Here is a 23,731-nt window from a genome sequence, read left to right on the forward strand (position 1 = left end):
CGCTCATGGTTTGCGTCCGCAATGCGGGTTGCGGACGCGATCGTCGCTTCTAGAAGCCTCAAAGATAGGTGTGCTCGAGTCCTCGAGTAGCCTAAGAATTCTTCACGGAGCTGCGCGACGATGCTGCATGGCATTACGTCACGGGGGCGAAAACCGGGCATCCGGGTGGCATCTTTCGACGCAAGCCGATAACGCCGCTACCACCTTCGCCCGTATTGCGACGCTCGTCAAAGCCTCAGGCGTAGGCCGCACGATGGACTACGAGATGATTATTCGAACCGTAATCACGACAGTAGACGTCGTCATTTACATGGCCGACAGGAGATAAAAGAGTCTGCTACGGCTTCGCGTATCGGCGTCGCCAGCGTGTGAGCCAATCCTTCGCAGCGGGCGGTCGCAAGCCGGGCCAGTTCCTACCACTCCCGTGTGACAAGCGGTGGCCATTCGAACGGCCGGTTCCTTCAGGATCCCGGTCATGACCGCCGATTGGTTGTCGTCGAGGACTGGTCAGGTCGCCGCCGCCTCGTCACCCATTTTCACGGCGGTGTCCTCCAGACACTCGATCATCAGGCGAGCCGCCTGACTGAGCGGACGGTTACGGTTCCATAGCACGCCTGCCGAGCGCAGCATACGCGGCAGTTCCAGCGGTAGCACCTTGAGCGGTTGTGCCTTGTCGCTCGCGGCCGCGCGCGCCATCACCGAGATGGCATCGGTGAGATAAAGGTATGCGCGAATCAGATGCACCGACTGGGTTTCGATGTAGTTCTTGTCGACCTCGATACCATTCTGAACCAACCAGCGTTCCAGCGGCTCCCGCATCTGCGAGACGGGCGGCGGCAGCACCCACGGGAAACGGTTTAGATCCGCCCACTGCAGACGCTTGCGCAGCGCGAGCGGATGAGTCGGACTTGTCACCACCAGCAATTGTTCTTCGAGCAGCGCTTTCTCTTCGAAACCGCTGGACGGCCGAAAGGATTCCAGTCGGCCCACAACCAGATCGATCTTGCCTTCCCAGAGCTGCGGCAGCAGCACCGGCGAAGTGTTTTCGATCACCTGCGCATTCGTGCCCGGTGAACGCTCCTTGAGCAAGGCGAGCGCTCGTGGTAGCAGTACCGAACTCGATGCCGGATACACCCCCACGTTGACTTTTCCGCCAGTGCCCGAACTCAGCGCATTAAGTTCGTCCCGCACGTGCTGCAGGTCGGTGAGCATCCCGCGCGCGTGCCGTATGAGGCATTCCCCGTAGACGGTTGGACGCAGGCCTTGCTGCGTGCGAGTGAACAACTCAAGCCCTAGGCCTTTCTCGAGTTCGGTAAGCGCCCGTGACACCGCAGGCAAAGTGACATGCATGGCTTCGGCCACCTTCTTCAGACTGCCAAGGTCGTCGATGGCGACGAGCAGGCGCAGATTGCGGGCTTTAAGGTTCAGTTGCAGATACCAGTCGAGCTGAGTAGGCACGGTTAACCAATTCTTTAACTAGGTCGCTCAGTTTACTCAATCGACGCTAGCCATGACAACTGGAAGAATGCAGCGCAGTGACCTCGCGCCAGAAGAGCGCCGGCACAACAACAGTATGGATGTCCTCGATGGTGACAGAGCACCCTCGGCGATGATCCAAATGAGGAGACAACCGAATGCTTCAATCTGCCCATGCGGCGCGTCGGCGCCTTGTCCGCTCGTTTCGTCGTCCGAGCCTGCGGAACACCTTGCTCGTGGCCATGCCACTCGTTCTAGCGACCGGCGTTCATGCACAGAGCTCCGTGACGCTGTACGGAACACTGGATGCCGGCTTGCTCTACCAGAGCAAGAATGGCGGACCGGGAGGCGGAGGAAAGAGACACGATAGCCTTTTCATGTTCAACGGCGCGGGCAATCAGTCGGCCAACTACTTCGGCATGCTCGGAACGGAAGACCTGGGCGGCGGCTGGCGCGCGGGCTTCAATCTGCAAGGGCAGTTCGATATAGGCAACGGCGCGCTGCAATCGAGCGGCTCGCTGTTCAGCCAGAAAGCGAATCTGTTCATCGAAAATCCCTTCGGACGCTTGACCCTCGGAAAGCAGATCGATCCCGCGTATGTCGCACTCGTGAAGGTCGATCCGCTGGAATACAGCCAGTCGTTTAGCGCGGCGGGTCCCTGGTATCTGCTCGAAGGCAAGAACACCGTCCCTGCCCAGACTGTGTGGGAAAGCAATTCAGCGAGTTATAGCTACCGCGGACACGGCGTTTCGGTTGGCGCCTTGTATCGCTTCGGCAATACGCCTGGAAGCCTCTCGCAAGGCCGGGCAATTTCGACCGGCGTGTCGTATGACAACGGCACGTTACTCGGCGCTGCAAGTTTTCTGGTGCAAAACGATTCCACCGGCCAGCGCGATCTGAGAATCTGGGCACTGGGCGCGGGCTACCGGATAGGTGACTTCACGATTCGCGGCGTGTATGAAGACTTCGATTTGCCGCAAGGCAATGCGGATGTCGTGATCGGTGTGACGCCGCGCTCTCATGTGATCATGCTGGGCGGCGGTGTGACGTGGAAGATGACGCCGGCGCAATCGCTGACGGCAGCTTATTACTTCACCGAAGACAGAATGAACACGACCAACGCGACGTCGAGCTATGTCATCAACGACGACTACTGGCTAACCAAGCGAACCAAGTTATACGGCTTTATCGGTTTGATGGCTTCCAAGAAAGGAGCAAACGGGTTGACGAACATTATCACCGCCGCGCATACAAGCGGATATCCCGGTGAGAATACCAACGTAGTGGGGCTCGGTGTGCAGCACAAGTTCTGATTCGCTCATGCATGAGGTGTACCGCATGCATGGCGCCGCGTTCGGAAAAGCCCGACCCTTCAATATAACCGCGACCCCGCATAGGGTGTCGCACATCGCGAGCCAATGAGGTGTCCATGGCGTGTAAACAGAATGTACGAGAGTTTGCTGCGAGCTGGCCGGATTCGTCCGGGCGCGTAGGGCTGGGTTTTGTGAGCGGGAGTTGATGTCATGCTGCTTCCTTTGCGTGATCACACGTTGTGTTATGACCTCGTCGGTCCCGAGTCAGGCGAAGTCGTGGTGTTCTCCCATTCGCTCGCGGCTGATCTCGGGCTGTGGGCCGAGCAGGTGCCGCCGCTGCTGGCGGCGGGTTATCGGGTGCTGCGCGTCGATTTGCGCGGCCATGGCGGCAGCCGAGGCGCGCCCGGCCCCTATACTATCGACGAACTCGCCGACGATCTAATCGCCGTGGCTGACTCGACCGGCATCGAGCGCCTGCATTTCGTCGGGCTTTCCATTGGCGGTGCGATCGGTCAGTCGCTGGCCTTGCGTCATCCGCACAGGGTGGCGTCACTGATGCTGTGCGACACGCAAAGCGAGTCCTTCCCCGATGCCGCGAATCACTGGGGTAAGCGAATCGAGACGCTGCAACAGACCGGCACCGTGGAATCCATCGCTGACGAGACGATGGGCCGCTGGTTGACCCAAGGATTCCGCGAAAGCCATCCGCAGCGCTGGCAGCAGATTCGCGCCACGGTGGCAGGCTGCACCGTGGCGGGTTATGTCGGCTGTGCGCAAGCGCTGGCCAACTTCAATTACACCGGCCGCCTGCACGAAGTGACGGTACCGGTGCTGGTCACCTGCGGCAGTGAGGATCCGCGCGCCACGCCCGAGGAAAGCCGCCGTATTGCAGCGCTCTTTCGCGACGGGCGCTATGAGGAATTCGTCGGCGCGCGTCATGTCCCTAACGTCGAGCAGCCGGAGAATTTCAACCGGGTACTGGGCGCGTGGCTGCAGGAGACACGCGCAAGTCGATGACATTCTGACCACCGCGCGACCGTTGCCGAAGTTCCCGGCGGCGGCCGGGACAAAAAAGAAGGAGACAGTAGCGTGAAAAATTTTAAAGCACATCTGGTCAGTGCCTTATGTACGGGGTTACTCGTATCCGCTGGAGCGGCGGCCGCGGCTGCGGGATCGGACTACCACCACTTCGACTGGGATGAAGTCGCACCCGGAGTCTGGTTCGGCCTTTCGAAGCCCGGTTCATTCCAGAGCGGCAACGTGGCCATCGTGACTCTGCCGAGCGGTGGCGAGCTGGTGGTGGATACGCAGACCGCCGGTTTCCTAGGGCGAGAGATTCTCGCCAAGGCGAAGGAAGTGGGTCACGGCCCGGTCAGGTACGTGATCAATACGCACCTGCATCAGGATCATGTCGGCGGGAACATCGCCTTCGTCGACGACAATCCGCACGTGCAGATCATCGCGCATCAGGATACGTGCACCGGCATTCCCCAGAAGACGATTGTGCGCATGCGTGATCGTCTGCCCATGCAGGGCAAGGGTCTGGAAGACATGCAGGCCCAGCGCGCGAAGCTCGCGGACACCGACCCGCAAAGCGCGGCGCTCGACCGCCGCATCAAAGGCACTCAGTTCTACCTTGCAGATACCAAAAACTTCCACTGGGCCATGCCGAATCTGTGCCTCAATCTGAAGCCGGGTCAGGAAAAGGTGATTACCGACGGCGAACGGCGCATCGAAATTCATTACTTTGGGCGAGCGCATTCCACGGGCGATCTCGCCGTGTTCCTGCCGAAAGAGAAAGTAGCCATGGTGGGTGACCTGTGGGGTCAGGACACCGGCTACAAGTTTCTCGACGCAGGCCTCGACGGCCGCGACGGTTCTGCCCTGGAGACGCCTGCCACGCTCGAAGGTGTTCGCCGTCTCGACTTCGATGTTGCGCTGACCGGGCACTCGCCGGTGATCCATGACAAGGCGAGCCTCGACGACGCCATCGCCGATGGCAAGCAAATCATCGGTCAGATCAGCACAGCCGTGAACAGCGGACAGACCGTGACCGCGTTGCTGCAGAAGATGCCGCCGCCGGACAAGGCGCCGCCGTTCGTCGCCGACGTCTGGCGCAATACAGTGATCAATGCATTCGAGGAAATCCAGTTGCGAGAAGAGTTGGGGCTGCCGCTGCCCGACTATGCACGTGAGAAAAGCGATACACAGTGAAGAACTGAATCGCAGTCCAGTCGTGTTTTACGCGATGCCAAACAGGGTCAATGCCGCTGAACGCACGGGCATAAGCGCTGCCGCCCCGGCAGCCTCCCATTCAAGCTTGTAAGCGAGGGGACGGCCCATGCCGCCGTGGCCTTCCGTTGTCGTGTCCTTCATTCATTCTTGATTGCGCGTTGTATCGCAAGGACGCCGCTCGCAGATAAAAGGTCACACCAAGAAGATATGAAAAAGCGCTTACTGGTCTTCACGATTGCTTCGATCAGTTCGATCTCGGCTGCGCACGCGCAAAGCTCAGTGACTTTGTTCGGCGTGATCGACGAAGGTATCGCGTACACAACTAATATCAAAGGAGACAGTGCGGTCAAGATGGCCAACGGCATTCGCTGGCCAACTTACTGGGGATTGAAGGGCAGGGAAGACTTGGGCGGCGGATGGAACGCCATTTTCAATCTGCAATCCGCGTACAACATCAATACGGGGGCCATGGCGACCAGCGGCGTGCTGTTCGGTCGGGTTGCGCAGGTCGGCCTCGCCAGCAAGCGTTATGGTCAGGTGACAATCGGCCGACAGGGCGAGTTCATGAACGACTTTCTCTATCTCGTTCCTGAATCCGACCAGTACCTGACCACTTACTCGATGGCGCCCGGCGGCTTGGACCGCATGGCGGGCGGCCAGTTGAGCAACTCGATCAAGTATCGCTCGGGGCCGGGCCCCGGCTTCACGTTCGGCGTGATGTACGCGTTTCCGACGACCGGCACGGGGACGGCGGTCAATGGTTATGGCCGCAGCTTCGAGCTTCGGTATATCACGCCCGTGCTAGACGCAATCGCTGTCTATACCCAGATCAGCGGATTGAGCGTGACGCCAGCGTCGGCGATGGGGACGAGCTTCTTCCTCGGCTATCAGCTCGGTTTCGGCTCCACCACGGCGGTGCCGCTGAAAAGCTTGAGCGTGGCGGCCCTCGGTATCAGCTATATCTTTGGCCCGGCTACGGCGGTGGTCACGTACACGAATGTGCATATGGAGAGCGCCCGCGATTCGGGCTCACTGCAGACGCTCACGCTCGGTGGCGTTTATCACTTCACGCCGGCGTGCGAGTTCGAAGGGGCCGTCAGTTCATCGCGTCTGAGCAGTTCGCGCTGGTATCAGCTGGTCGGCACGCTCGATTACTTCCTCTCGAAGCGAACCGACGTGTATCTGGCGGCGGACCTGGAACGTACCAGCGGCGCGGGGCAAACGGCTGAGCTGTTTCAGTCGGGCGGCCCTTCCTCTACGTCGTCGCAAGCAATCATCCAGCTGGGCCTCAAACACTACTTTTAATCGAGCCGAAGTGCTTCTGGATTAACGAAGCGCTCAAGGACAGGCCGGCATTTACTCAATCGACAGCCGCCCTGGCTTAATCCATTCTTTCGGATCAACTCAATTCTTTCGCCATGCACTCATGATCATCGACTGTCACGGACACTACACGACCGCGCCGAAGCAACTGGATGCGTATCGTAAAGAACAGTTGTCTTGCGCCTGTTGCGGCGACGGCGGCAGGCTTGCCCAGCTGGCTCGACCGGCGGTTTCGGACGACGAATTGCGCGAGAGCCTGGAAGGCGCGCAGCTACGTCTTCAACGCGAGCGCGGCACCGACCTGACGATCTTCTCGCCACGTGCGGTGGGCATGGGACATCACCTCGGCAGCGAGCAGACCAGCGAAGACTGGGCGAGCGTCTGCAACGACCTGATTCACCGCATCCAGACGTTGTATCCGGCGAACTTCGCCGCCGTCTGTCAGCTGCCGCAAAGCCCAGGCGTGGCGCCGAAGAACTGCATTCCGGAGCTCGAGCGCTGCGTGAAGGAACTCGGTTTTGTCGGTTGCAATCTCAACCCGGATCCGTCCGGCGGCTATTGGACGGATCCGCCGCTGTACGACACGTGGTGGTATCCGCTGTACGAGCAGCTCGTCGAACTGGACGTGCCCGCGATGATCCATGTCAGCGGTTCGTGCAACCCTCATTTTCATGCGACAGGCGCGCACTACATCAATGGCGATACCACTGCGTTCATGCAGTGCCTGACCTCGCCGCTGTTCAAAGACTTCCCGACACTTCGCTTCGTCATTCCGCACGGCGGAGGCGCGGTGCCTTATCACTGGGGCCGCTATCGCGGTATTGCGCAGGACATGGGCTTGCCGCCGCTGGACGAACTGCTCCTCAACAATATCTTTTTCGATACTTGCGTGTACCACCAGCCGGGCATCGATCTGCTGCTGAAGGTGATTCCTACGGAGAACATTCTCTTCGCGTCGGAAACCGTGGGTGCGGTACGCGGGATCGACCGCGAGACAGGCCACTTCTTCGACGACACCCGCCGCTATATCGATGCGGCAGGTCTCGGCGCGAAAGCGACTGCGGAGATTTTTAGCGGCAACGCTCTGCGTGTTTACCCGCGTCTGGCCAAACGGTTGAACGCATGAGTCGGCGAAGTGCCATGCCGCTCCCTCACTTGAACATTCCATCGATCGGGCATTCAAGCCGCGTCACGCATTAGCTGCGTGATGGATCACATGCGCCATACCGTCCATGAAAAATATTGTCGTCAAGAACATTACTCGCGCTCCCGCCGATGTATGCGCCGCGCTCGCCGAACAAGGCGTGGCCACGGTGCACGAAGCCATGGGGCGGGATCGGCTGATGCAGCCTTATCTGCGCCCGATCTTCGCGGGCGCCATGATCGCCGGTCCGGCCGTCACGGTGCTGGCCGCGCCTGGCGATAACTGGATGCTGCACGTTGCAATCGAACAATGTCAGCCCGGCGACGTGCTCGTGGTCGGCGTCATGACCGCCAACACCGACGGCATGATCGGCGACCTGATCGCCACCGCGCTCAATGCGCGAGGCGTGTGCGGCGTAGTGATCGATGCGGGCTGCCGCGATGTGCGCACGCTGACGCAAATGAACTTCCCGGTGTGGTCGCGCGCGGTCTCGGCGCGGGGAACGGTTAAGGCGACATTGGGGCAGGTCAACATGCCGGTCGTCTGCGGTGGCGTGTTGGTGAACCCGGGCGATGTTGTCGTCGCGGATGACGACGGCGTCGTCATCGTCCCTAGCAACGATGCCGCGCACGTTCTTCGGCTGGCTCGTGAGAGGTCAGCGAAGGAAGAAATAGCGCGCGCCCGTTATGCCGCAGGCGAAATCTCACTGGACGCGAGCAATATGCGCCCCGGGCTCGCCGCAGCTGGCCTCACCTACGTGGAGAACAGCGATGAGCTCTGATGCTATTGCGCCCGTGCCCTTGAAGATCGCGATGGCGACCTACGGGCACACCGCCGCGCTCAAGCAAGGCATTGTACCGATTGAAGGCGTAGCACCCGAGTTCGTCGAGATCAAGCCGATCATCTCCGCGTTTCGCCGGATGGTGCGTGACGTTGAATTCGACGTCTGCGAAATGGCGCCCGCAACCTACATGATCGCGCGCGCGGCCGGTGCGCCGTTTAAGGCGTTGCCCGTCTTCATCTTCCGGCGCTTTCATCATGCCGGACTGGTCGTGCGTAAGGATGCCGGCATTCGTTCACCCGCGGACCTCGAACAGAAGCGTGTGGGCGTGCGCGGCTATTCGGTGACGACCGGGATCTGGACGCGCGGCATCCTCTCTGACGATTACGGCGTCAGTAACGACGCCATCACCTGGGTCGTCGACGACGAAGAGCACGTCGCGTCGTTGCGCTTGCCGGACAATGTTCAGAAGTCGCCGGAAGGCAGCTCGCTGGTCGACCTGATCGCGCTGGGTTATCTCTCTGCAGCTTTCACCGGCAATGCGGGTATCGGGCGGGCGGGCGCACCGAAAGAAGGCTGGCAGGCGAATCCTTCGGAGGCCGCGCATCACTATGACGAGCTGTTCCCTAATGCCGCCGAACGTGAACTCGAATGGTATCGGCGGACTGGCATCTACCCGATTCACGGTTTGCTCGTCATCAAGGACGCAGTGCTGGAGCAGCATCCGCATGTCGCACGCGCGCTGTTCGACGCCTGCGTGGAGTCGAAGAACCGATACCTTGCCCAGTTGGCCGCTGGCTCCTCCGACTTCGAGACCGATGCGCACTACCACACGATGCAGGGCATCGTCGGCGCGGACCCGTTGCCGTACGGCATCGAGGCCAACCGGCCCTCCATCGACGCGCTGATCCGTTACTGCTTCGAACAACATCTGCTTCCCCAGTCATTCACCGCCGAAGAACTGTTCATCAATCCACTCGACCAATAAGACGCATCAATATGTCCACCTTTCCCGCAGGCACTCTGACGCTACGAACGAATCTTGCCACCTATCCAGGCACCCGCGCGCTGAAGGAGGGCAGCGTGCAATCGGAGCTGGTGCATCTCGACACGAGCAGCGCACCCCGGTCTGCGCATGACGGATTTAAGCCGATGATTCGCGAAGGGGCTTTCGACGCGGGCGAGCTTGCGATCGTCACGTATCTGCAAGCACGCATCTATAGCAAGCCTTATGTGACGTTGCCGGTGCCGGTGCTCGGGCGCCTTCAGCATCACTGTATTGGCTTCAACCGCGAATTGGGCCTGCTCGAGCCGAAGGACATCGAAGGGCGCAAGGTCGGCGTGCGGACCTACGCACAGACTACCGGTCTGTGGGTGCGCGGCATCCTCCGTCACGAATACGGCGTGGATATCGACAAGGTTCAGTGGATGACCGTGGATGAGGGACATCTTGCCGAATACGAAGATCCGCCAAACTGCACCCGGTTGCCCGCGGGCAGTTCACTCCCGCAGATGATGCTGGAGGGCGAGCTTGCCGCAGCGATCATGGGCATGGAGATGCCCTCTGATGCCCGCGTTGCGACACTGATTGCCGATCCGCTCGACGCGGCGGCGAACTGGTCGGCGCGCGAAGGGCTGATTCCGATCAATCACGTGTTTGTCGTTCACGAATCGCTTTCGCGCGAACGCCCGGACGTGGTCCGGGAAATCTTCCGAATGCTCTGCGAGAGCCGCGCGCAGGCGCCGGCCGACGCGCTCGCGACGCTGCCACCTGTCGGCGTCGAAGCGAACCGTAAGGGTCTCGCACTGGCGATCGAGTGGGCTTTCGAGCAGAAGATCATCTCCAGGCGACTGTCCGTTGACGAGCTGTTCGATGACACCACTGCCTCTCTGACGCTCTAAAGAGCTTCGACTAAATGCTGAGTAGAGACCGTCAGTATTAACACCTACGCACGTACAAGCGAATAAATTGTGCATTGCAATAGATCTATTAGCGATTGATGCTTTTCGACACTTGCCTAAGCAGCGTTCGGCTACAGGATTTGCGGTCTTATCGGGTTGATCTGCAGAAACAGCGTCCTACCATTCCAGCGATTGGGCACTTGAAACGTGTTGTGCGGCGCATCATTAACATTGTCGATTAACGAAACTGCTAACCGGCGGCGCGAATTTACTCAATAGGCACCCGCAGAGGGCGCTTGCCATACTTCGAACCGTTCTGAACTGGACGAGACAGAAATGAAGCAACTACTCAAAGACGCCGGATTGTGGCGCGAAGCGGCGCTGATCGACGGGCGCTGGCTGGACGAGACGCCGCATGGCAGCTATGAACTGCGCAACCCCGCGAACGGCGAAGTACTGGTCCGGCTGCCCCGCTGCAGGGAGGCCGAGACCATCGTGGCCATCGAGGCAGCCGACCGCGCAGCCTTGCAATGGCGCAGGAAGACCGCCAAGGAACGCAGCGAGATCGTGCGCCGTTGGTATGAACTCATCGTCGAGCACAAGGAGGATCTCGCGACGCTGATCACGTTGGAAGAAGGCAAGCCGATTGCGGAATCGCGCGGCGAAATCGACTATGCCGCATCGTTCGTGCAGTGGTTCTCCGAAGAAGCAAAGCGAGTTTATGGCGAAGTGATTCCGGCGACCAAGCCGGGCCAGCGCATTCTCGCGCTCAGACAGCCGATAGGCGTGTGCGCGGCCATCACGCCGTGGAATTTTCCGGCGGCGATGATCACGCGCAAGGCTGCACCGGCGCTTGCCGCAGGCTGCACGATGATCGTCAAGCCCGCAAGTCAGACCCCGATGACCGCGCTCGCACTGGGAGAGCTCGCGTTGCGCGCCGGCATTCCGGCGGGGGTCCTGAATGTGGTGACGGGCAACGACACGCGGGCGATCGGCAATACGCTGACCGAACATGAACTGGTGCGAAAGATCACGTTCACGGGATCGACGGAAGTCGGGCGCGTGTTGCTGCAGCAGTCCGCCGCGACCATCAAGAAGTGTTCGATGGAACTGGGCGGCAACGCACCGTTGATCATTTTCGACGACGCCGATCTCGACGCTGCCGTTGAAGGTGTGATGAACGCGAAGTTCCGCAACACGGGCCAGTCGTGCATCGCTGCGAACCGGATCTTCGTTCAGGCCGGCATTCATGATGCGCTGGCAGAACGCCTCGCCGAATGCACGCGCGAACTTAAGGTAGGCAACGGCCTGGAGGAAGGCGTCAACATCGGTCCGCTGATCGACGCGGCTGCCGTCGAGAAACTCGAAGCGCATCTGAGTGATGCTCAGGCAGGCGGCGCAACGATTCTGGCGGGCGGCCGGCGTCACGAGCTGGGCGGCACGTTCTTCGAGCCGACGGTCGTCAGCGGAGTCTCACGCGAGATGACGATCGCACGCGAAGAGACCTTTGGACCAATCATGCCGCTGGTGCGATTCACCACCGACGAAGAAGCCATCGCAATGGGCAACGATACGATCTTCGGCCTTGCCGCATATATCTTCAGCCGCGATGCGGCACGGGTCTGGCGTGCAGCCGAATCGATAGAGACTGGCATGGTGGGAATCAATACCGGCCTGATCTCAAACGAGGCCGCACCGTTCGGCGGCATCAAGCAGAGCGGACTGGGGCGCGAGGGCTCCCGTTACGGAATCGACGAATATCTGGAAATCAAGTACCTGTGCTGGAACGGTCTGGAAGCGGTTTGAGCGGGCGCACGCGCGTTCTCACAGCACTTCCGGACACGTCCACACCACCTCCGTTGCTCCGTTGCTTCGCACCGGTTGTTTTTCATCACCGAGACATCATCAATGCCTACATATACCAAAGAAGACGCCAAGGCCTGGGCCCGCGAGAACATGCGCGGAGTCGCTAACATTTTGCAACCGTCGTTTTCGAACGATCTGAAGCGTCTCAACGAGCCGGCGATTCGGCACGACGTGCGCATGTGCAAAAAGCTGGGTTTCTGGGGCGCGCTCGCCGTCTCCGAATGTGGCACGACGCCGGAGGAGTACATCCGATTTGTCGAGGTAGCGGTGGATGAGGCCGGTCCGGACTTCCACATCATGTTCCACGCGAGCTTCGACACCACCGAGGAAACGATTCGCGTCGGCAAGGCGTGCGCCTCCGCTGGCGCCGATACGATGCTGCTGTCCTATCCGCCGACCTGGTATCCAAAGTCGGACGAAGACCTGTACGAATACACCACCAAGGTGCTGGACGAGGTGGGCATTGCGACCGTTTTGTTTGCGGTGCACCTCTGGAACTTCCAGCGTATTCATCCGGCCGAGCTGTCGCCGAAACTGGTTGCACGCCTGGCCGATCATCCGCTTGCCGTGGCGCTTAAGTGCGAAGGCGGTGGCAATACCAACGCGCCGCATATCGAAACGCTGCGTACCTGCGGCGACAAGCTGCTAGTCTCGGACCCGCGCGACGGCAACGCGCCGGGCCACGTGCAATGGTTCGGCATGCAGTGGATGGGCACTTCGTGCTTCCAGTTCTATGGCGACAACGTGCCGAAGTACTTCAAGCTCATGCATGAGGGCAAGTGGGACGAAGCGATGGAAATCTTCTGGCGCATTCATCCGGCGCGCCAGGCACGCACTGCTGAAACTGCCACCTACATGGCTGGGGCTCATTTCATCCATCGCCAGAGCTGGAAGTACATGGAATGGTTGAACGGCTTCAACGGCGGCCGGCTGCGTCTGCCAACCATGCGCCTCACCGACGGGACTGCCAAGCGTCTCTCGGACGCGCTGATTCGCTCGAAGATCATCGAGAAAGTACCCGGTGACATGGTCGATTTTTACAACGGCCGTTATCCTATGTGAGACATACCATGATATTGATCAGAGAGGCCGTGATTCATGCGGCAATGGAAGGCGTCAATATCATTGACGACCTGGAGCTTCTGCTAGCTCGCCCGGGCGAGGATGCGCTGGAATTACCCTCGCGCCTGACTATTGACGACAAGCTGGGCGGCTTCCTTCGGATGATGCCCGCAATCTGCTACGGCAGCGGCTACAGCGGGCTGAAGGTGATGAATCTGCATCCGCAGCACGGGGTGCGTTACATGATCCAGTTAATCCGCATCTCCGACGGCGCGACTGTCGCGCTGATGGACGCCAACTGGATCACGGCGTATCGGACGGCGGCCGCCGCAGCGATCGCGGTGCGTCATCTGAAGCCGCCGGTCGCCGAGACGGTGGCGGTGATTGGTTCAGGCGTGCAAGCGCGTGCGCTGCTCGATGCCGCGAGCAGCGTGCTCGATGCGAAACGGGTGTATATCTGCAGTCCGACGCCGGTCAACAGGGAGCGGTTCGCCGCCGATGCGGCAAAACGTTTAAAGGGTGTCGATGTTCAACCGGTGGAAGACTCCCGTGCAGCCATCAAAGCGGCAGATGTAGTCCTGAGCGGTTTCCGGGCGAAGGACAAGCCCGTCATCTTCGCCGACGACCTGAAGCCGGGTGCGCTGGTATGCGGCATCAGCTCGGTGCGTTCACAACACCGCGAAGTGGATGTGTCGGTCTGGCAGACGAGTCGTGTCGTAGCTGACGATATCGAACACGTGCTGGATTCGGGCGACGGTCAAATGGCGGAGGAGGCGGGGCTCGCTTATGACGGGCGAATGATCGAATTGTGGCAGGTGTTGCGTGACCCCTCGCTCGGTCGGCGATCACCGGATGAGACGGTGCTTTACAAGTCCGTCGGCACGGCTGAACAGGATATTGCGCTGGCAGCCCTCGTATATGAGCGTGTGATCTCGCTCGGCCTCGGGGAAGATCTGGGCGAGTTCCCGGCGCTTCGGCCCATTCAGTCGGAACGGGACCGCTTGGCCATCACTGCGCAAAAGAGCGTCTGAGACGCGTGGTTGTTAAAAACAGGAGACAAGGCGAGATGCTGAAGCATGACCTGGTAACGAGGCTCGGCGGTTTATTGTTTGCCGTCTCTGTCCTGGTTGCATCGCCGGCGGTTCGCGCTCAGACGTTTCCGGAAAGGCCCATTACCGCCGTCGTCTACGGCGCGGCGGGAACCTCGCCGGATCTGTTTGCGCGCGCCGTGACGCGCCTGATGAGCGCGTCGATGAATGTGCCTATCGTGATCGAGAACCGGCCGGGCGCAAGTGGCGTGATTGCAACCGAAGAAGTGGTGCGGGCCAAGCCCGACGGCTATACGCTGCTGTTCACAAGTAGTACGACGCTCGTGAATCTCCGCTATGTAATGAAAAACGTGCCGTTCGATTCACAACGTGATCTCACGCCGATCGCGGCGACGTTTGCGCCGGTAGAGGTGCTGGTGGTGCGCGCAGGCCTGCCGGTTCACACTTTGCCGGAACTGATCGATCATGCCAGGACGCATCCCGGCGACGTCAGCTACGGCGCTGCCGGTTACGGTTCGATCTTCCATTTGAATGGTGAGGACTTCGCATCGGCGGCGGGCATCAATCTACTGCACGTCGCTTACAAGGGCCCGCTGGCTGCTCTGCAGGACGTAGCCGCCGGCAATGTCGACATGTCATTCAACTCATTCGGTGGGCTCGCGGCAATGGTCTCGACGGGGCGGGTAAGAATTATCGCCACACTCGACGATCGGCGCTACAAGGGCTTGCCGAATGTTCCGACTGTAGCCGAGACCTTGCCTGGCTACCATAAGGTGGACTCATGGTTCGCAATGATGGGACCGGCCAGGCTGCCGCAGCCGATCGTCGAGCGACTTAATAGCGAACTCAACAAGGCACTGCAATCTCCGCAGATGGTCGACTGGATGAAGAAGAACGTGGCGACGTCGCTCGGCGGTTCTCCGGAGCAGATCGCCCGGATGATCCAGGCGAGTTCCGCGCGCACGGAATGGCTGGTGGGTCAGATTGGTCTTCAACCCCAATGATAAAACGGCGGCACCGGACTAACATGGAGACACAGGTGAAGAAAACAACGACAGGTATCAATGGTCTGCGCAGCGTCGACTTCGGCGTGCCGGACCTAGAAACAGCAGCACGATTCTACGAGGACATCTGGGGCCTCAAGGTGGTGAGCAGGACGGCGGACAGCGTGCATTTGCGCGGCACCGGACCAGACTTCTACATCCTCGGATTGCATCGCCATCCCGAGCCGCGCATGCTGCGGATCGACTTTTCCATCGAGTCGCGCCAACAGGCCGATGCATTGCACGCGCAACTGAGTCAGTCCGGGCTCGCGAATATCACTGAACCGAAAACCCTCTCCGATCCCGGCGGCGGCTACGGCTTCTCCTTCCGCGATCCGGCCGAGGGCCGGGTGTTTCGCGTCATCGCCGACGCCGAGCGCCATTCGGATACCGCCGACCAGGCGGATCTGCCGCGCAAGCTGTCGCACATCGTGCTGAACAGCCCCGACCGCGAAGGGACGTTCTTCATCGAGCAATTGGGCTTCCGCCTGATTGACAAGACGCGCACCATCACCTTCCTCAACTGCAACGACGATCACCACAGCCTCGCGCTCTATACAGCCGAACAAAGCTCGTTCAATCATCTTGCGTTCGAGATGCGCGATCTGGACTCCGTGATGTCCGCCACCGCGAACATGGTGGAGCACGGCGAGAAGATCGGCTGGGGCGTGGGCCGTCACGGCCCTTGCGACAACGTCTTCTGCTATTTCATCGGCCCCGGCGGCTTCACGATCGAATACACCGCCGAGGTCGAACAGGTCGACGAGAGCTATAAAGTAGGCGGGCCGGAAGACTGGAAGTTCCGCCGCGGCCGGCGTGACCAATGGGGACTGGCGTTGCCTTCGGAGCGTATGCGCAGCGCCGAAACGGAAGTGCCATTCTCGAGCGCATTGATCGCGCAGTAATCGGGCGTTCATAGCAGGCGCTTGCCTGCGATCCGTCTCATATCGACGGAAGCAGACGCATCGACAGGACGTCGCTCAGGCAACGCCCGATCACTTTCTACCTCTCGCGATCATGAATCGGAATCTAATGCGTGGGTTTGCCTTCATGGCCGTGGCCCTGTTCTTCGGCGTCCAGGCTTGCGGCTATCGAATCGGAAATCTGGCTCAGGCCGGCCCGGGACTGTTCCCGATGGTCGTCAGTGCGATCGTCGGCGCGATCGGCATCGGCATGATCGTCGGATCGTTCATCCAGAAAGGCCATCGGGCCGACGTACGGCTGAAAAGCATCGGCATCGTGCTGATCAGCCTGATCGGCTTCGCGTTGCTGACCGAGTATGTGGGCGCGCTCGTCGGCGTCACGTTCCTCGTGTTCTTTTCCGCGCTGGCGGGCGAGCGGTACGACTGGAAACGCAACGTGAAAATCACGCTCGGGCTCATGGTCATCACTTATCTCTTCACTGCCGTGCTTGGCGTGAGTCTGAGGCTCTATTGATGGATATCCTGCATAACGTAGTGTTTGGGTTCGGCCATGCACTGACATGGACCAACCTGGCTTATTGCGCGATCGGATGCACGATCGGCACGCTGATTGGATTGTTGCCAGGTCTGGGTCCGCTGGCGACGATCAGCCTCCTGTTGCCGCTCACGTATTCCTTGCCGGCCAACGCGGGCATCATCATGCTGGCGGGGATCTACTACGGCGCGCAGTATGGTGAAAACGTCAGCGCAATCACGATGAAGATTCCGCACGCGTCGAGCATCGTCGCTTGTATCGACGGCTATGCGATGACGCTCAAGGGTAAGGCGGGGCTTGCGCTGCTGACAGCGGGTGTATCCAGCTTCATCGGCGGCACCATTGCGACTGTCGTCATCGCAACGCTTGCACCCTGGCTTGCGCAGATCGCTTTCCTGTTTTCGCCGGCGGATTACTGCGCGCTGATCCTACTCGGCTTCGCCAGCGTGAGTTATGTGTCGTCGAGCGGCGGTATCGTTGCGGGCTTTGCGATGGCCTTGATCGGTGCGCTGCTGGGCGGCATCGGGACGGACTTCGCGACAGGCGTGGCGCGCTTCACATTTGGGCAGCTGTCGCTGGCGGACGGCGTCACTCTGGTCAGCGTTGCACTGGGCTGTTTCGGGATCGCGGAGATCACGCGCAACCTCGACCGTGGCAACACGTTCACGCCGTTTTCAGGAAAGATCGACATGCGCGCCCGCAAAAGCGACATGACTCGGATGCTGGCGAGTTCAATGCGCGGCAGCGTGATCGGGTCGGCACTGGGACTGCTGCCCGGGGGCGGGCCGGCGATTTCTCAATTCGGTGCTTACGCAATCGAAAAGAAAGTGAGCAAATTCCGGCATGAGATTGGGGAGGGCGCAATCGAGGGCGTCGCCGGTCAGGCGGCCGCCAACGAGGCAGCGTCTCGCACGAGCTTCATACCGCTTCTGAGCATCGGCATTCCGGAGAATCCGACTATGGCGCTGATGATGTCCGCGTTCATCATGAAGGGCATCCAACCCGGGCCGGTGATGCTGACCCAGCATCCGGAGACCTTCTGGGGACTGGTGGCGAGCATGTGGATCGGCAACTGCTTTCTGCTATTCCTGAACGTGCCGCTGGTGAAGCAGTTGTTGTCGGTGTTGCGCGTGCCTTACGCCGTATTATTTCCGGCCATCCTGCTGTTTTGCTGCATCGGCGCGTTCAGCGTGCACAACAGCGTGGACGACATTTACATCATGGCGGGATTCGGCTTGCTTGGCTATGTTTGCAAGTGCCTGCAACTGGATGTTCCGCCCTTGATGCTGGGGTTCATCCTCGGACCGATGCTCGAAGAGAACTTTCGCCGCGCCACGACGCTCAGTCACGGCAGCTTCACGGTGTTCGTTGAACGGCCGATCAGCGGGGCGCTGCTGGGCCTCATTGCGCTGCTGCTGTGCTGGAATGTGTATCGATTCCTGCATAGGGTGCATCGCGGCCGCAGCGTGGCCTCGTCCATCTGATCAGCGCCAGATCGCGCTACGCCAGGGAGGGCGTGTCGGCGAGGTCTGCAGCCGCCCGTTAGCGTCCTAAGCATGCCGGGGAAATGCTAGGTTAACTTGGCATTTCACTGGATCGCCTGCTTTCATAGCGAAAATCGAATCGAAAGACTCTTCCAATGACCTGGCGGCCGATGTCCGCTTGGTTGACTCCATGCTCAAGCGCAAGCTGCGCGCACAATCGTCGATCCATGGCGATCTGACCGCCACGCAGATCTCTTAGCAGTTGCGCCTGGAACACGACGGGTCGGTCCCAGCCTCGGCATCGGAACTGGCGCGCGCGGAGGGCATTCGCGCGCAGTCCATGGGGGCTACCATAGAATCGCTCGAAGCGACAGGGCTCTTCACCGGAACGCTGCATCCGGACGACGGCCGCCGCACGATCTTCTTTTCCCTGGCCGATACCTCGTCGCCACGACCCCGGAAGAACCGCAGCGCGCGGCAAGATTGGTTGTCCCAAACCATCCGTTGTCGCAACCCATCCGCGCGCGTCTGTCGCTGCAGGAACAGGAGCAACTCGCCGCGGCGCTGATGTTGCTCAAACGGCTTGTCGAACGGCTTGTCGACGAGTGACGGTCCGGGCTACGACCGAAGGCAAGAGACAATGATCAGGCTTTATCTTTTCCCGTGGTTTTCCGGAACGGCGCGGCTGGCCGGCGCGATGGGGCGGACATGAGCGCGCGCATTCACCGATCCTTCAATTCGCTTCGCGTGTTCAATTACCGCCTATGGGCGGCGGGCGCGCTCGTCTCCAATGTCGGCACTTGGATGCAGCGCACCGCGCAGGACTGGCTGGTCCTGACGCAATTGACGTATCATGATGCATCGGCGGTGGGCACGGTCATGGCGCTGCAATTCGGGCCGCAGATCCTGCTTCTGCCGTGGACAGGCGTCGCGGCGGATCACTTCAACCAGCGCAAGCTGCTAATGACCACGCAGGCCGCGATGGGCGTGGTCGCGCTCGCACTCGGCATTCTGACAATCGCGGGCCTCGTTCAGCTATGGCAAGTTTATGCGTTCGCTTTCGTGTTCGGTTGCGCCTCCGCTTTCGATGCGCCGGTTCGCCAAACCTTCGTCGGCGCGCTCGTCGGCGATGCCGATCTGCACAACGCCGTGGCGCTAAACTCGACGTCCTTCAATGCCGGCAGAATGCTCGGGCCGGCAGTGGCGGGATTGGTGATTGGTTCGGTCGGCACGGGCTGGGCGTTCGCGCTGAACGGCGCCAGCTTCTTTGCCGTGCTGGTCTCGATGTCGCGATTCCGTCTGTCCGAGCTGCGCGAGAACAAGCGGGCGCATCGTTCCAACAAGGGCATGAGCGAGGGGTTCCGATATGCGTGGTCCCGGCCCGAGCTGAAGGCGAATCTTGTCATGCTGTTTCTGATTGGCACCTTCGGGCTGAATTTCCCCATCTTCATTTCGACCATGGCGGTCGGCATCTTTCATGCGGATGCGCGTGGCTACGGGCTGCTGACGTCCATGATGGCCATCGGCACCATGTCGGGCGCGCTGCTGGCCGCGGGCCGCGAAAAGCCTCGCTTCAACGCCTTGCTGATCGGCGGGGCGATCTTCGGGCTCGGTTGCGCACTGGCGGCGCTGGCGCCGACATACTGGATGTTTGCCAGTGCGCTGGTCGTCACGGGTGTCGCCGCCTTGACCTTCACCAACACGAGCAACAGCCTGATGCAGATTTCCACCGAACCCGCCATGCGTGGCCGGGTGATGGCACTGCGTCTGGGCATTGCCCAGGGCGGCACACTGATCGGCGCGCCCGTCGTCGGATGGGTGGCCAATCATTTCGGTCCGCGCTGGGCGCTGGGAATCGGCGCGATGTCCGGCTGTATTGCCGCAGTGCTTGGCTTGGCGATGTGGCGTCGAGCGGTTGCGAGCGGCAGCGAGTAGGCGCTTGCCAGAAGCGGGTCGATGGACTGAAGTAGCTGTTGCTCAGTGGTTCGCGTTTGCGTCGGCTTTGCGTGCTGCGATCAGTACGCTTGGTGTAGATGGTTGGCCAGTTGTTGTTACAGGCACCTTTTGCGGTGTGCTCTTTCAAAACAGGGTGTCGCTGCGGACACCGGAAACACGAACTGCCGAGCCCGGCCATTGACACCGGACGTGCTCTCAGCGGGATACATCGGTGTGGTACATAACAAGCACGGCATGCGTTTCCAGTGCCGCACGCTTGACTAGCACTTTTGCGAGCGAGGATCGTTGCCACGCTTAGCGCCTCGCTGGTCCTTCGGTCTACAGTCAGTACCCACTTTTCCCCGCAGTCACGGCGTTCACATCTTTTACGTCTTTATAGACTGCAAGGAGGCTGTTCGCTGCTCCCGTCAGTAGGTTCACGTCAGTTCCGATAGCCACAAACGTTGCTCCAGCCGCCAGATACTCGCGTGCGTACGCTTCGTCTGGGGCCAGCACGCCCGCTGCTTTCCCGGCCTGCCGGACCGATGCGATGCCGTCGCGGATTGCCTTGCGTACGGACTCGGCGCCTGCCTTGCCGAGCAAACCCATCGATGCGCTCAGATCGGCTGGCCCAAAGAACACGCCGTCCACGCCTTCGACGGCGGCGATTTCCGTGAGATTGCGCAACCCTGTCGTCGTTTCGACTTGGAGCAGCACGCAAATCTCGTCAGCGGCCGTACTCAGATAGTCGGGCACGCGATTCCACCTCGATGCTCTCCCCAACGCTGCGCCTACGCCTCTCACACCGTGCGGCGGATAGCGCGTCGCGGCGACAGCCTCACGCGCCTGCTCGGGCGTATCGATCATGGGCAAAAGAAGTGTCTGTGCGCCGATGTCGAGCAGTTGCTTGATCAACGCAGTGTCGCTGCGAACGGGTCGCACGACCGCGTGCGAGCGATAAGGCGCCATGGCTTGCAATTGAGCGAGCGTGCTGCGCAGATCATTCGGTGCGTGCTCAATGTCAATCAACAGCCAGTCGAAGCCTGTCGAAGCCAATGCCTCGGTCACGTAACCGTCAGCGAACGCGGCCCATAGCCCGAATTGCGGAATGCCGTCGAAAAGGCATCGTTTGAAACGATTGGATGGAAGCTCCATGCTTGTCCTCGTTAAGTATCGACCACGATGCCCCACAGATTAGTGGGCAACTTAGGGTGGGCGGCGTCTTCACCAAAGAAAATGTCCGCCAGGCGGAAACATGTACGATTTACCCTCGTGTCTCGGACGCCGACAAGGCGCACTGTTCCCCTCAAAGGTTCAATCACTCAAGGCGACGAAAGCTATGGCGGAGAAAAAAGGCGCATCGGCAAGCCAAAAGGAAGAAGATGAATCCTCCAGCGTGCGCGTGATAGGCCGCGCTTTCCAGGTGCTTCGCATCCTGGCTTTAGGCGGTGAGCGGGGCGTGAGGCTGACCGATATCGTGACTTATTCCGGCCTGAGTCATCCGACCGTGCATCGCATTTTGCAGACCCTGATTTCCGAGGGCGTTGGCGAGCAGGATGTGGCCACACGGCGCTATCGGGTCGGTCCGGAGATCAGCCTCCTGGGGCTGAGCCGCCCAGCCAACTTTCCGGTACGCACCGCCGCCGAACCTTACCTCGCGGCGCTTGCGAACGAGATAGGCGACACCACGTTTCTGACCATCCGCGCCGGATGGGACTCGGTCGCAATCGAGCGAAAGACCGGTTCTTATCCAATCAAGGTGCTCGCCATCGATGTCGGCACACGTCGCCCGTTGGGCGTGAGTATCGCGGGTGTCATGCTGCTCGCCTCGATGCCGCGCGAGGAGGCGGATCACATCTGCGAGATGAATGCCGCGCGTCTGCCGACTGACGGGCCGCCGATGGACATGATTCGCGCGCGCGTGGAAGCGGCGCGGCGCGATGGCTACGCCTATTCCGCGGAAGGCGTCCTGCACGGCACCCGAGCGCTTTCAATCCCCGTATTCGACGGAGAAGGAAAGACCGTTGCCGTCATCGCGGTCGCCGCCATGGCGGCGCGCCTCGCAGAGCCAGAGTTACCGCGCATCGTCAAAGCAATGCGAAACAAGACGGCCCTCATTACAAAACGACTGACGGAAATGCAGCGGGCCGGCCGCGGACGGGCACGCTGACCGCGCCTCCCAGCGCGCTTCCAAAAAGATCCACCCTGCGGAAATTCATGCGGTTTTGCGATGGCTCTCGATTCCTCGAGATGGAATCATCAAGCCATACGAAACGACAGCGCAACGATGATTGCGCCGTAGGAGACGCGCATGAACGACACCGCCGCCGCACCTTATGCCCCCGCGCAACGACTGGGCATCATCGTGTCGTGCATGCTCGGTTTCGCGCTCGATCTCTACGACGTGCTGATCCTGCCGTACCTGATGCCGTCGATTCAGCGCTCCATGCATGTGACGCTCGGCGATGCGGCGAGCCTCACCACGATCACCCTAGTTGGCTCGGTGGTCGGCGGCGGACTCTTCGGCTGGCTCGGAGATCGAATCGGGCGCAAGGCTGCGCTGCAATGGACACTCGTTGTATTCGCCGTGGCATCGGCGGGGTCCGCCTTTGCATGGAATTTCGCGGCGCTTGCCACGCTGCGCTTCATCGTCGGTGTTGGATTAGGCGGTGAATGGGGTGCCGGGATGGTGCTGTTCAACGAAGCGTGGAACCCGCAGCGCAGGGGTTTCGGCACCGCGCTCATCCAGGGTTCGGCGACGCTGGCGGGCGCTTGCGCGTCGATCATCGGCCTGTGGGCGGTTCAGTCGTTCAGCGTCGATTGGGGCTGGCGCGTCGGTTTGCTGACGGGTGGCGCACCAGTCATCCTCGCCGTCTTCATTCGCTTCTGGATGCCGGAATCGCAGGCATGGGAGCAATACGACCGGGCGCGCCGCGCAGGTCTCACACAGCGCCAGTCCAACACGTTCGCCGCGATGTTCGGCGGTCGCCTCAAGGCGATCTCGATCGCAGCAGCCGTGTGGCTCACCGCTTACATGTTCTGCTACTACGCCGTCGTGGTGTTCGTGCCGAGCCTCATGCTCAACGTCCTCAAGACACCGCCCGAGGTCGTGCGCGCTTCGACGGTCGTCGCTGCTGTGGTGGGCGGCGTCAGCTACATCGTGATGGGTTGGCTGAATGATCGTCTGGGCCGCCGCTTCGGGGCGCTCGCGCCAAGCGTGTGCTGGCTCATCGCGATAAGCCTGTTGCTGTTGGCGCCCGACGCACGCTACGCGGGATCGTATTTGACCTGGCCGATCTTCTGGCTGCCTGTTGTCTTTGCTATTGGCAGCAGTGCGCTGGGCGTGGTCGGCGCATGGCTTTCCGAGCTTTATCCGATTGAAGTCCGTGCGACTGCGGTCTCGACGATCTACATGTTCGGCCGAGCGGCCGGCAGTCTCGCGCCGCTGCTCGTGCCCTTCGCCGCCGGAGCATTCGGCCACGAGCTTCAGCGCGGCATGTTGATCGCGCTGCCCGCTGCCGTCGTTTTCATCGTCGTGTCCTTCGTGTTGCCGGAGACCCGCGGCCGCCGACTCACAGCGGGTGCGGTCGAACCGGAGCGAGCTAAGCGCGATACCCCTCTGCTCAAGAACGGCCAGCGTCGTTAGACACGGCTTCTCAT

20 protein-coding genes are annotated in these 23,731 nt (G+C 60.7%); 18 read left to right on the forward strand and 2 right to left on the reverse strand.

Annotated elements, in window-relative coordinates; all coding sequences use genetic code 11:
* Positions 1 to 507: 507 nt before the first annotated feature.
* The gene (locus NCS02_RS35370) at positions 508 to 1,458 is read right to left on the reverse strand and encodes a LysR substrate-binding domain-containing protein (protein WP_250508312.1); all 951 of its coding nucleotides are present in this window, start codon (positions 1,456 to 1,458) and stop codon (positions 508 to 510) included.
* 176 nt (positions 1,459 to 1,634) lie between these two features.
* On the opposite strand from NCS02_RS35370, the gene NCS02_RS35375 reads away from it, so the two are divergent.
* The 16 genes from NCS02_RS35375 (at position 1,635) to NCS02_RS35450 (ending at position 20,071) form a co-directional block, all read left to right on the forward strand.
* On the forward strand, positions 1,635 to 2,789 hold the full coding sequence (locus NCS02_RS35375; RefSeq protein ID WP_250508313.1) for a porin: 1,155 nt from the start codon (positions 1,635 to 1,637) through the stop codon (positions 2,787 to 2,789).
* Between the two features lie 210 nt (positions 2,790 to 2,999).
* Positions 3,000 to 3,806 carry an alpha/beta fold hydrolase gene (locus tag NCS02_RS35380; RefSeq protein ID WP_250508314.1) on the forward strand — a complete coding sequence of 269 codons (807 nt, stop codon included), beginning with the start codon at positions 3,000 to 3,002 and terminating at the stop codon, positions 3,804 to 3,806.
* A gap of 72 nt (positions 3,807 to 3,878) precedes the next feature.
* Complete coding sequence (locus tag NCS02_RS35385; protein WP_250508315.1) at positions 3,879 to 5,003, forward strand: MBL fold metallo-hydrolase; 1,125 nt, start codon at positions 3,879 to 3,881, stop codon at positions 5,001 to 5,003.
* 228 nt (positions 5,004 to 5,231) lie between these two features.
* Positions 5,232 to 6,329, forward strand: coding sequence for a porin (locus NCS02_RS35390; protein WP_250508316.1), 1,098 nt, complete (start codon positions 5,232 to 5,234; stop codon positions 6,327 to 6,329).
* A 121-nt stretch (positions 6,330 to 6,450) separates the two neighbouring features.
* Complete coding sequence (locus tag NCS02_RS35395) at positions 6,451 to 7,473, forward strand: amidohydrolase family protein (RefSeq protein ID WP_250508317.1); 1,023 nt, start codon at positions 6,451 to 6,453, stop codon at positions 7,471 to 7,473.
* 106 nt (positions 7,474 to 7,579) lie between these two features.
* A complete protein-coding gene (locus NCS02_RS35400) occupies positions 7,580 to 8,272 on the forward strand; it encodes a 4-carboxy-4-hydroxy-2-oxoadipate aldolase/oxaloacetate decarboxylase (RefSeq protein ID WP_250508318.1) in 693 nt (230 codons plus the stop codon).
* 31 nt (positions 8,273 to 8,303) lie between these two features.
* Positions 8,304 to 9,260 carry a PhnD/SsuA/transferrin family substrate-binding protein gene (locus tag NCS02_RS35405; protein ID WP_250508319.1) on the forward strand — a complete coding sequence of 319 codons (957 nt, stop codon included), beginning with the start codon at positions 8,304 to 8,306 and terminating at the stop codon, positions 9,258 to 9,260.
* Positions 9,261 to 9,271: 11 nt separating this feature from the next.
* Positions 9,272 to 10,174, forward strand: coding sequence for a substrate-binding domain-containing protein (locus NCS02_RS35410; protein WP_250523658.1), 903 nt, complete (start codon positions 9,272 to 9,274; stop codon positions 10,172 to 10,174).
* 336 nt (positions 10,175 to 10,510) lie between these two features.
* On the forward strand, positions 10,511 to 11,980 hold the full coding sequence (locus NCS02_RS35415; protein WP_250508321.1) for an NAD-dependent succinate-semialdehyde dehydrogenase: 1,470 nt from the start codon (positions 10,511 to 10,513) through the stop codon (positions 11,978 to 11,980).
* 102 nt (positions 11,981 to 12,082) lie between these two features.
* Positions 12,083 to 13,102, forward strand: coding sequence for a dihydrodipicolinate synthase family protein (locus NCS02_RS35420; protein WP_250508322.1), 1,020 nt, complete (start codon positions 12,083 to 12,085; stop codon positions 13,100 to 13,102).
* An 8-nt stretch (positions 13,103 to 13,110) separates the two neighbouring features.
* Complete coding sequence (locus NCS02_RS35425; RefSeq protein WP_250508323.1) at positions 13,111 to 14,133, forward strand: ornithine cyclodeaminase family protein; 1,023 nt, start codon at positions 13,111 to 13,113, stop codon at positions 14,131 to 14,133.
* Between the two features lie 35 nt (positions 14,134 to 14,168).
* On the forward strand, positions 14,169 to 15,155 hold the full coding sequence (locus NCS02_RS35430) for a Bug family tripartite tricarboxylate transporter substrate binding protein (RefSeq protein WP_250508324.1): 987 nt from the start codon (positions 14,169 to 14,171) through the stop codon (positions 15,153 to 15,155).
* Positions 15,156 to 15,190: 35 nt separating this feature from the next.
* Entirely contained in the window at positions 15,191 to 16,099 is a 909-nt protein-coding gene (locus tag NCS02_RS35435; RefSeq protein ID WP_250508325.1) for a VOC family protein, read from the forward strand.
* Between the two features lie 145 nt (positions 16,100 to 16,244).
* On the forward strand, positions 16,245 to 16,631 hold the full coding sequence (locus NCS02_RS35440) for a tripartite tricarboxylate transporter TctB family protein (RefSeq protein WP_250508326.1): 387 nt from the start codon (positions 16,245 to 16,247) through the stop codon (positions 16,629 to 16,631).
* Positions 16,631 to 18,136, forward strand: coding sequence for a tripartite tricarboxylate transporter permease (locus NCS02_RS35445; protein ID WP_250508327.1), 1,506 nt, complete (start codon positions 16,631 to 16,633; stop codon positions 18,134 to 18,136). Before NCS02_RS35440 ends, NCS02_RS35445 begins: the two co-directional genes overlap by 1 nt.
* A gap of 708 nt (positions 18,137 to 18,844) precedes the next feature.
* On the forward strand, positions 18,845 to 20,071 hold the full coding sequence (locus NCS02_RS35450; RefSeq protein WP_250523659.1) for an MFS transporter: 1,227 nt from the start codon (positions 18,845 to 18,847) through the stop codon (positions 20,069 to 20,071).
* Positions 20,072 to 20,416: 345 nt separating this feature from the next.
* On the opposite strand, the gene hpaI is transcribed toward NCS02_RS35450, so the two are convergent.
* On the reverse strand, positions 20,417 to 21,226 hold the full coding sequence (gene hpaI, locus NCS02_RS35455) for a 4-hydroxy-2-oxoheptanedioate aldolase (protein WP_250508329.1): 810 nt from the start codon (positions 21,224 to 21,226) through the stop codon (positions 20,417 to 20,419).
* Between the two features lie 184 nt (positions 21,227 to 21,410).
* Between hpaI and NCS02_RS35460 the strand changes: the two genes are divergently transcribed.
* Positions 21,411 to 22,241, forward strand: coding sequence for an IclR family transcriptional regulator (locus tag NCS02_RS35460; RefSeq protein WP_250520716.1), 831 nt, complete (start codon positions 21,411 to 21,413; stop codon positions 22,239 to 22,241).
* 141 nt (positions 22,242 to 22,382) lie between these two features.
* Positions 22,383 to 23,717: an MFS transporter gene (locus tag NCS02_RS35465; protein ID WP_250508331.1), complete on the forward strand. Its 1,335-nt coding sequence runs from the start codon at positions 22,383 to 22,385 to the stop codon at positions 23,715 to 23,717.
* Positions 23,718 to 23,731 lie beyond the last annotated feature (14 nt).

The sequence above is a fragment of the Caballeronia sp. NCF2 genome, assembly GCF_023631205.1.
Lineage (GTDB): Bacteria > Pseudomonadota > Gammaproteobacteria > Burkholderiales > Burkholderiaceae > Caballeronia > Caballeronia zhejiangensis.